At 35.0% G+C, this 6,450-nt stretch carries 5 protein-coding genes; all 5 read right to left on the bottom strand.

Annotated elements, in window-relative coordinates; translation table 11 throughout:
- Positions 1–64: 64 nt before the first annotated feature.
- Positions 65–397, bottom strand: a complete 333-nt coding sequence (locus tag AB1349_12380; protein MEW6558125.1) for a hypothetical protein — start codon at positions 395–397, stop codon at positions 65–67.
- Positions 398–667: 270 nt separating this feature from the next.
- Entirely contained in the window at positions 668–1,018 is a 351-nt protein-coding gene (locus tag AB1349_12375; GenBank protein ID MEW6558124.1) for a hypothetical protein, read from the bottom strand.
- Between the two features lie 443 nt (positions 1,019–1,461).
- Positions 1,462–4,080: a DNA mismatch repair protein MutS gene (gene mutS, locus AB1349_12370; GenBank protein ID MEW6558123.1), complete on the bottom strand. Its 2,619-nt coding sequence runs from the start codon at positions 4,078–4,080 to the stop codon at positions 1,462–1,464.
- Positions 4,073–5,260: a MiaB/RimO family radical SAM methylthiotransferase gene (locus tag AB1349_12365; protein MEW6558122.1), complete on the bottom strand. Its 1,188-nt coding sequence runs from the start codon at positions 5,258–5,260 to the stop codon at positions 4,073–4,075. The genes mutS and AB1349_12365 overlap by 8 nt, the downstream gene beginning before the upstream one ends.
- A gap of 210 nt (positions 5,261–5,470) precedes the next feature.
- Positions 5,471–6,286 carry a recombinase family protein gene (locus AB1349_12360; protein MEW6558121.1) on the bottom strand — a complete coding sequence of 272 codons (816 nt, stop codon included), beginning with the start codon at positions 6,284–6,286 and terminating at the stop codon, positions 5,471–5,473.
- Positions 6,287–6,450 lie beyond the last annotated feature (164 nt).

Raw genomic sequence — 6,450 nt, 5'->3', positions numbered from 1 at the left:
ACATAAAAGGCGAGTCGTACAGGTTGAAAGACAGGAAAAAAGAATTGCTTAAAGAGGACAAAGACTAATGACAGGGTGGTATACTTTTAAGTTGCAACAGTGGTATACTTTTAGGTTGCACTTGACATTTGATGAGTTTTTCTACTTTCATCCGTTCAATTAGTGAAAATTTACCTATTCTTAGAAGTTTTAAAGATGTAAAATTATACAACACATTGATTAAATTTGAATCAATATTTTGTACAACTTCTGTAGTTACTGGTAAAACTATTGTACGATAGTTCTTTGAATAATCTAAATTAGGAGAAAAAGCACAATTATAAAAGGTTTTAATTTGTGGTTTTGTAGCACAACCAATTAAAAAATAGAAACAAATAAATAAAATTTTTTTAATCATGTTATTATCCTCCAAGAATAAAATTAGAAAAAATGTGGACAGAATGAGGGAAAGTATCTTAAAGAAGTAGCATCTTTATTTGTTCCGCCTTTTTCTTATAAAAGGCAAAAGTAGAAGTATACCAGACCAAGGTATAAGTGTACTTTACAAAAGTATAAGTGTAAAATTCAAAAGTATACTTATACTAAGCCATTTCAGACTTATACTAAGCCAAAGTACACTTATCCCGGGCAATTTCACACTTATCCCAGATGGTTTTATACTTCTAACTTATCCCTGCCCACTTTTTCGTTGCCTTTTTCCAGTTTCCCAGGGTTCAAGTCCAAGTTTCTTTAACTCGCTTCCTTTTTTGCCATACATAGAATATGCGAAATCAACAATGCTGCGATAAAGGTTGTCAATCTTTTCTGCTGATTTATTGAGTGCCCGTGTTGCAAGGTTCAATTCTGATTTTGCTAATTCCTGTTTTGCATCCGCATCTATGTATGTCTCAAGTTCTTTCTCCATGTCTTTGAGTTTGCTGTCAACAGGTTTTAAATCGGTTGACAACCCTTTTGAACCTTTCAACAAAACCTTTACTTTTGCAACCCGTTCTGAATGGGTTTTAAATCTTTTTACCATTTTTTATCACCCCCCTTAACACCATAGAATTAAGAATTAAGAATTGAGAATTAAGAAAAAATTGGTTTTGAACATTTACTTACATTGAAAAACCAAAAATTACCGACGAGCATTTTTTCAATTAGACCATTTGGACTAATTGAATTTTACAAAAGAAAAAGCAGAGGTATGCTCTGCTTTTACAAATTTCTTTATTTCAATTTCTAATTTTTCATTTTTAATTTTAAATTTTAAATTATAGTCCCCCCCCCCCGAAAATTTCTGAGTTATCCACAGATGGATTCCTGATTGGGGCATTCGGGAATGACAGACAAAAGCACGAAATGACATCCCGATAGGATTGCTTCGTTTCACTCGCAATGACAACATTATCAAACATCGTTTTTAACCTCGGGCAAAAGTATAACAAAAAATATGCATTTTGTCAAGTCCTTTTTTTGATTTTATTTTTTGGATTTTGTCAGGCATTTTTTCCAGCCGTAAATTTTTTCTAATGCATCTTTTGGTGATAATTCATCAGGATTAGTTTTTTCTATCTCATCAAGCACAGGTGATTTTGCTAAAATTTGGTTATCAGGCGACTGGAAATTGAACAGTTCCGGCTGTTTAGCGTTTTCGCGGTTATAGTTTTTTTCAAAAAATAAAAGCAGTTCTTCAGCACGTGATATAACCTTTTCAGGCAGTCCTGCAAGTTTGGCAACATGTATCCCATAACTTTTATCTGCGGAGCCGTCAACAATTTTATGAAGAAAAAGGACATCATCTTTCCATTCTTTGACTTCCACATTCAGATTGACGATTTCATCATGGATATTTGACAATTCTGTTAGTTCAAAATAATGTGTTGCAAAAAGCACCTTGGCACCGCGTGGTTTCAGATGTTCAACCGTTGCCCATGCGATAGATATTCCATCAAATGTAGAAGTTCCGCGACCGACTTCATCTAACAGTATAAAACTTTTTGGGGTTGCATTATTTAAGATATTTGCAACCTCTTTCATCTCAACCATAAAGGTTGACTCGCCCGCTGTCAGACGGTCTGATGCGCCGATTCGTGTAAAAATCGCATCTACAATACCGATTTCCGCTTCTTTAGCTGGCACAAAACTGCCCATCTGTGCCATCACAATTATCAATGCGGTCTGGCGGATGTATGTAGATTTACCTGACATATTGGGTCCTGTGATTATAGCGATTCTTTTTTTATCATCAAGCAGAATATCATTTGGTACGAACTGTGTTGTTCCAGTCAGCCCGCTGTCCCGACCACCGCTTGTTATGAGTAGTTTTTCTATAACAGGATGTCTGCCGTCAATAATTTTTAGTATTGTGTTTGTTGTAATTTTAGGTCTGACATAATTATTTGCTACTGCAAGTTCTGCGAGTGCTGTAAACAAATCAAGCCCTGCGAGCGCTTTTGCGTTATCCTGAATTACTGTTATTTTTTGTAGGATTGCTTCTCTAATTTTTAAGAATATCTCATACTCAATCGCATTTATTTTTTCCTGTGCACCTAAAATCATTGACTCTTTCTGTTTTAATTCTTCAGTGATAAATCGTTCACCAGTTGTAATAGTTTGTTTCCGTATATAATCTGCTGGCACCTTATCAAGATTTGGTTTTGTCACTTCTATATAATAGCCAAAAACAGAATTATACCTGACTTTCAGCGATTGGATTTGTGTTCGTTGTTTTTCTGTCAGCTCAAATTTAGCAATCCAGTCCTTTGCGTTTCTTGAGATAAACTTTAATTCATCCAGTTCAGCGGTATAACCATCTTTAATAATCCCGCCTTCTTTGATTGTTGCCGGTGGTTCTTCAACAATTGCTTTTTTAATAAGTTCAACAATATCATCTACCGGTTGTAAATCGGTAAGATAACTTTTGATAAGTTCAGAACTTCCAAGAAATACCGACGGGTTTAATGCATCCTGAATTTTATTTTTGATTTGAGGTATTAGCATTAAACTTTTTTTTAACGCAACTAAATCTCGTGCATTTGCCGTCTGTGCTGAAATTTTTGACAACAGCCGTTCTATATCCTGACAGTTTTTTAATATTTCCCTGATTTCTAACCGCAGAAGGCCGTTTGTGATAAAAAAGTCAGCCGCATCGTATCTATCAGAAATAGTTTTTATGTTTAAAAGCGGTTCTAAAATGGACTTTCTTAAAAGCCGGCCGCCCATTGCTGTAGTTGTTTTATCCATTATCTCAAACAGCGAGCCACTTCGTGTTCTTGATGAAATACCCTCTACAAGTTCAAGGTTTTTTATTGCCAGTTCATCCAGCACCATAGAATCGGTCTGTGAAATTTTTCTTATTTTTTTTAAGTTAACTATAACGCTTGATTGAGTTTTTTCTATGTAAGAAATAATTGCCGTGCAAACAATTTTGGCATTATCATTTTCTGCATCTGCCATTTCAAATTTTGATAATTTTTCATCAGCAATTTCTGGCGAAAAAAATATGTTTTCTATAAAATTTAAAACTGTTTTTTCTTTTCTTATCGCTTTTATCAGATTATCGTTTCCTTGTTCTGATTTTGGAAGTATTATTTCAGCTGGCGTGAATCTTGCAAGTTGAAGGTTTAATTTCCTGTATTGCAGGTTGTCATCAATTGTCTGATAAAAAAAATCGCCGGTTGAAATATCAACAAATGCAACTGAAAGATTTGTTCCGGTTAAATAAATTGCACATAAAAAATTATTCGTTTTTGCCTCTAAAAGATTATCTTCTAAAACGGTTCCAGATGTAATTACTCGTACAACCTCTCGTTTGACCAATCTTTTCACTTTTGATGGATCTTCCATCTGCTCGCAGATTGCAACGCTGTAGCCCTCTTTTATTAGACGGGCAACATAGTATTTATAAGAGTGATACGGGATTCCACACATCGGCGCATTTTGGCGAGCGGTAAGTGTAAGCCGTAGAACCTTAGAGGTAATTTTAGCATCGTCATAAAACATCTCATAAAAATCGCCCAGCCGAAAAAATAGAATAGAATCTTTATGACTTGCTTTTATTCGCTGATATTGAGCCATTAACGGTGTAAGTTTAGACATAACAAATGCTGTTCTGATGTTCTAATGTTCTAATGTTCTGAATTAAAATGTTTAATTTTTGGAGTCGTGCTTTCTTTATTTCAAGCGGGACATCGTCAGATATAGAAAATGCTTTTGTGTTTTCTCTCGGTGAATACTTGAATGTAAATGCAGAAACAAAACCAACTTCGTTTATGAGTTTTAAGGTTTGACAAAAATCTGCTTCTGTTTCCGTCGGGAACCCAACGATAATATCTGTTGTAAAACTAACTTTCGGTATTTTTTGTCTGATTTTTTGAATAAGCGCTAAATAATAATCTGCGGTATATCCGCGGTTCATTAGTTCCAAAATCCTGTTAGAACCGGATTGAACCGGCAGATGAATAATTCGTGATACTTTTTTACATTGTAAAATTGCATCAATAATTTTATCTGTGAAATCCTTTGGATGACTTGTTAAAAAATCTACTTTTTCAATTTCCGAGATTTCATTTGCTTCCCTTAATAAATCTGCAAAATCTATTTCCGAGCATGAAGTCCCTTGTAGACGACACTTCAGCCCTTTATGGGCTTCAGTGTCGTTGGGACTGAATGCTCGGCTACAATAGGAATTTACATTCTGGCCGAGTAGTGTTATTTCTTTTCTTCCCGAATTTATTAATTTTTTAATATCTGAAATTATCTCATTAAAAGGTCTTGATATTTCTTCACCACGCACAAACGGAACCACACAGTATGAGCAATAATTAGAGCATCCGCGAGAGATAGGAACAAAAGAAGACAAGTGGATAGGTGGATAGGTGGTTAGGTAGTTAGAAAAGCCAAATAGTTGTGGGAATTTTTGTATATCGTATGCAGGAATAACTTCATCAACAAATGGGAATTGCTTTTTTAAGGTATCTTTTAATCGCGAGGCAACACATCCCAGCACAATAATTTTTGATTTTTGATTTTTGATTTTTAATTTTCTTAATCTTCCTATATATGAAAGCACGCGATCTTCTGCGTGTTGTCTTACAGTGCATGTATTTACCACAATAAGATTAGCATCTTCAGGTTTTTCGCATTGTATGTAACCATTATTCAAGAGGCACCCTACGATGGAATCCGAATCCGCCACATTCATCTGGCAACCGTAAGTCCGGATAAAGACTTTGGGGGCAAAAAATTTGCAACTCTTTTTAGGTTCTTGATTTGGCATTTTTGTTTTTCCTCAAAAAATAAAAAATTAAAGGGGGCAAAAAATTCAAAAGAAAAAACTTTTTTGCGGACGATTTTGATGTTTTTAAAAAGCAGATTTAGCATTAGCTTTTTAGTCAAAGAATCTATCTCTTTTTTGTTTGGGTCGTAGCCGGAAATAAACTCCTCTACTCTGCCCAGATAGTCTTTTGAGCGCTCCCTTTCAATATCTCTAACTTCTTGTAAAGCAATAATCCTCCTGTCTTAGGCTTTCGTTCTTCTGTTTATACAATTCTTCGCTCAGCAAATTTTCCAAATAGGCGTCGGTCAATTTTGACTGCTTTTTAAGGTTAGTTTCAAGCCTATTTTTGACCTTTTCAAGGTCAGTTTTTGCGCTTTCTACAAAAACAGGAAAATTTGGCGCAGTCACGTTCATCCATCGGCTTGTTTTTAGCTTGTCGTTTTTAAGTAGCGTCTCTAAAATCTCTGCAACTTCTGTTTCTAGTTCAATCGCTTTGACACTTTTGTTTTTATATCTGATAAAACTTCTGTAAGGCCCCATGCAACGGTACCATCTTTTCTTCACACCTGTACGGTGGTTAGAAATAGAGGTTAAGCCTAAATACCTATGATTACATTTAGCGCAATAAAGAATACCGGATAAAGGATAATCGCTTGCCTTCTTTTTTCTCTCCACTCTTCTCTCAGCTAACTTCTTCTGCACAAGTTCAAAATCTTCTTCTGAAATTATAGGTTGATGCTTACCCTGTGCGATTATGATTTTCTCTGGCGGATTCTTAATATATCTGTAACCTTTCTTTGTTTTCTGCGTCTTATCGTAATGATGAACATTCCAAATAAGCTTTCCGGTATACATTCTGTTTTTAAGGATATCGCCAATCAGCTTGGTAGTAAAAATATTACCTTTTCTGTTTCTGTAACCTTTGCGCGTAAGATATTCAGTAATGCTACGGATGCTCTTATCGCAAAGAAACATTGTATAAATAAGCTTAACAACTTTTGCCTCTTGCCCATCTAACTCTAACAGCTTTTTCTCTTTGTTATATCTGTAGCCATACGGCCCATATCGACCTGAAAAACGGCTATAAATTTATATTTTACCGATAATAAAATGCCCTTGACACAACCGTATAAAAATGATACACTTATGACAAATGCCAAAAGGCTTACAAAAAATACATTTTATATTCG

This window comes from Elusimicrobiota bacterium, assembly GCA_040757695.1.
In the GTDB taxonomy this organism is placed as follows: Bacteria; Elusimicrobiota; UBA8919; order UBA8919; family UBA8919; genus JBFLWK01.
The sequence above is the reverse complement of the archived record's forward strand: the minus strand, read 5'-3'. Positions and strand labels throughout refer to the sequence as shown.